The 2,970-nt window shown below is 66.1% G+C and carries 6 protein-coding genes and 1 pseudogene; 5 read left to right on the top strand and 2 right to left on the bottom strand.

Annotation, left to right across the window (positions count from 1 at the left end):
• Positions 1-461: hypothetical protein (locus BN1233_RS39730; RefSeq protein WP_046869208.1), on the top strand; the 461-nt coding region annotated here is incomplete at its 5' end.
• On the opposite strand, the gene BN1233_RS39725 is transcribed toward BN1233_RS39730, so the two are convergent.
• Positions 453-710: a helix-turn-helix transcriptional regulator gene (locus BN1233_RS39725; RefSeq protein ID WP_280139384.1), complete on the bottom strand. Its 258-nt coding sequence runs from the start codon at positions 708-710 to the stop codon at positions 453-455. The two genes, BN1233_RS39730 and BN1233_RS39725, sit on opposite strands and share 9 nt — an antisense overlap.
• A 98-nt stretch (positions 711-808) precedes the next feature.
• A complete protein-coding gene (locus BN1233_RS47950) occupies positions 809-973 on the bottom strand; it encodes a hypothetical protein (protein WP_154678353.1) in 165 nt (54 codons plus the stop codon).
• Positions 974-1,523: 550 nt separating this feature from the next.
• Between BN1233_RS47950 and BN1233_RS39720 the strand changes: the two genes are divergently transcribed.
• From BN1233_RS39720 to BN1233_RS39705, 4 genes and pseudogenes are all read left to right on the top strand, one after another.
• On the top strand, positions 1,524-1,871 hold the full coding sequence (locus tag BN1233_RS39720) for a hypothetical protein (protein WP_046869206.1): 348 nt from the start codon (positions 1,524-1,526) through the stop codon (positions 1,869-1,871).
• 113 nt (positions 1,872-1,984) lie between these two features.
• Complete coding sequence (locus tag BN1233_RS39715) at positions 1,985-2,308, top strand: hypothetical protein (protein ID WP_046869205.1); 324 nt, start codon at positions 1,985-1,987, stop codon at positions 2,306-2,308.
• A gap of 8 nt (positions 2,309-2,316) precedes the next feature.
• On the top strand, positions 2,317-2,715 hold the full coding sequence (locus tag BN1233_RS39710; RefSeq protein ID WP_046869204.1) for a hypothetical protein: 399 nt from the start codon (positions 2,317-2,319) through the stop codon (positions 2,713-2,715).
• 55 nt (positions 2,716-2,770) lie between these two features.
• A pseudogene (locus BN1233_RS39705) lies at positions 2,771-2,950 on the top strand (transposase); the annotation flags it as partial.
• Positions 2,951-2,970: the final 20 nt, after the last annotated feature.

Genomic DNA, 2,970 nt, shown 5'->3' with positions numbered 1-2,970 from the left:
ACCTTCGGATCCGCGCGACGCAGTCGTTGCTCGAGCGGACCGGGAGGACGATCCAGCAGACGGAGCGCCTGATCGAGGAGAGCCGCAAGCTGCTCGCCCGTCCGGCCGGTCCCTTTCCCTCAAGAGCCGCGATCCCAGGTCCTGCCCGGCGCGGCATCGCGGTGGGCTCCTCCACCCCTCTCGTTTCCCGGGCGGTCCTGAACGGGGTGGCTGAGGCACTCCGGTGCGCGGAGCTCGAGTATGGCGAGGCGCTTCTGGCCTTGAGCAGCATCTGGGAGCGGCTGGAGGTCAGCCTGACCGACGCGCTGTTCCGTGAGGAGAGAGCCGCGAAGGCGGCCTATGACCGTGCGGCGGCGCGACGGCGCGAACTTGAGGTGCGATGGCTTGCCTTGCGGGTGGCCGCGGCGTCGGAAGAGGCCGCGATCCGCGCGGGACCAGCGCCCCGCGAGCGGTTACATTGAGGCGGGCAAGCCGTCCTCGCGGCCGTCGGCCCGCCAGGCGGTTGGGGTTTGGCCCGACCAGCGCCGGAAGGCACGCGTGAAGGCGCTGGCCTCCGAGTAGCCCAGCGCCGCCGCGATCTGGCCGAGCGGCACCTCGGTGTCCTCCAGGAGCTGGCGTGCGATCTCGAAGCGGACCTCGTTCGCGATCGCCCGGTAGCCCATGCCGCTGTCCTTCAGGTGGCGGGTCAGGGTCCGCCGGTGCATCTTCAGCAGGTCGGCGATGTCCTCCGCCGAGCAGCGGTTGCGCGTCAGCCGCGTGCGCAGCAGCCGCCGGATGTGGTCCGCGAGCTCGGAGGCCGGCGGGGCTGTCAGGTGCTGGATGCGCTGATCCTGACCCGCTCACCCTGCTCTTCCGGCCTGACTTCACGGGTCTCCCCGATCAGGGCCTTGTCGGAGAGGTGTGAAAGGCAATCGGCTGAGGCAATCATTGCGCGCTCATCGACAGGCGAGACGTCAAAGGAAAAGCGCCTCATGGACGCTCTCAAGTCCCAGCCTGTAGGGAGGGGACAGGATCGGCCGGCAACAACTGTCTAGCGCTTCAGGGCTCGACAGGTTTTGACAAAAATCCAATCCGGGCAACGCGAACCTGGAGGAATCCCACTGTCCTCCACGCTCCCAATCGCATGTCGAATGACCTTGGGGGCGATGCGCCAGCGGGTCATCCGGCATCGGCTGAAGCCGATTGCAGTTTGTCAAATGCGGTCCCTTCAGGGCTCAATAAAAGTGGGCTCCCTGGCTCGCGGCAGGCTGACCGTTACGGCTTCGACTAGGAGCAACATAGCTGGCATTTGCAGCCGGCAACGGCGATCCGGAACGGTGGCGGTGACTGCGCGGAGGACGGATGTGCAGATCGCGCATTCACATCTCCGTTCACCTGTTCGCGGCAAACCAAGATCGGGTAGCGCGCGTCTGCTAGCCTACGAGAATCCGGCACGGACAATGAGAGCCGTCTGGGCCCGAGGTCACAAAGCGCGTCACAGTCGAAGGTGACGATGGCTACCAGCACGAATGATGGAGGATCGCATGCGCGTCACTGCTACGCTTGTCTCGGCATTGGCTGGATTGTGTGTTGCGGGTTCGGTGCAGGCCTCCGAGCTCACGCCGCTGGCCGGCCTGGGTCTCAAACTTGGGGACGTCCTGGGCACCGCCTATTACACGGTCGAGAAGGATGGCTATCAAGTGGTCGCGACGATCGCCACCCGCGAGGGCGCGACCCCGGTCCGCTTCATCGCCACCCTGCTCTCAGGCCAGAAAGTACATGTGTCAGTGCCGCGAGCTGCCGGCCAGAGCGCTCTTATCGTGGAGATCGAGCGCATCGAGGATCGCGTGTTCGTCAACGAGGGCCAGAGGCTCAGTCGGATCGTGGACTGATCGGCCAGCGGGCGAGAATGCGGATGGTTGGCGCGCCGCCCTGTGTCGCACGTCTATTTCGAACCGTAGCACGAGGGCGCGTTCGGGGCCCGAATGCGGGCACGGAGCGGACAATGACGTCACGAACTGCAATTGCGTTACGAATCCCGACTGGTCTCCTGGCGGGCGTGCTGGTGGCATCCTCCATGGCGGGCCCGGGACAACCCGGGCCTGAGCTCGCTTGCGCCGCCTACGATCACCATCTGCTGATGCTGGTGGAGGATCAGGGCCTGAGGGGAGACGGCGATCCGGAGATCCTCGCCAGCGCCGTCATGCGCATCTTGGACGCGCGGGTGGCCTGCCGCGCGGGCGACTACGAGCGCGGGCTCAAGCTCTATGAGAGTATCGGACTCGACCCTGCACCGATTCCCTCCTCCCATCGCGTGCTGCTGCGCTGAAGCGAGGCATGACCGCCGCCGACATCACCCTTGCTCTCTTCGCGCTCTGCAACACCGTGCGGGTCTTCGCCTACCTGCCGCACATCATCACAGTCGCGCGTGACCCGAACGGAGCGAGCGCCATCTCCTGCACCACGTGGGTCCTGTTTGCAGGCTCGCATCTCGCGACGGTGGCCTATGCAATCCTGAACCTCGATGACTGGCGGATGGCGGCCGTGTTCGGCGCCAATACGGCCTGTTGCGCGGTGATCCTGGGCCTGGCGGTGCTCAAACGGGCGCGGTTCAAGCACGGCACGGTGCTTGGGCGGCAAGCTTCCGTGCATGGCTGGGACCCCATGTTGGCCGAGCACGATCACGAGGCTGCAATGACAGCGTACGACTCCCCTTTTCGCCCTATGGCCTGTTAGGGCTTGAACTCTTTGGGTTTGGAGGCGTTTTGCTCGTCCTGCCTGAGGAGGAGCGATGCTGAGCGATGCGCAATGGGCGATGCTGGAGCCGCTGGTCGAGCAGTGTCGGCCGAGGGGCAAGACCCCGCCGCAGGATCTGCGCCGCACGCTCGCGGCGATCCTGTGGCGTCACGAGAATGGCGCCAAGTGGCGGGCCGTCCCCGCTCAACTGGGCCCGTGGTGGCGCGCCGCGCAGTGAACCGCGCCGGGATTCCC

The organism is Microvirga massiliensis (assembly GCF_001006805.1).
Taxonomy (GTDB): domain Bacteria; phylum Pseudomonadota; class Alphaproteobacteria; order Rhizobiales; family Beijerinckiaceae; genus Microvirga; species Microvirga massiliensis.
This window is presented reverse-complemented; position numbering and strand designations above follow the sequence as displayed.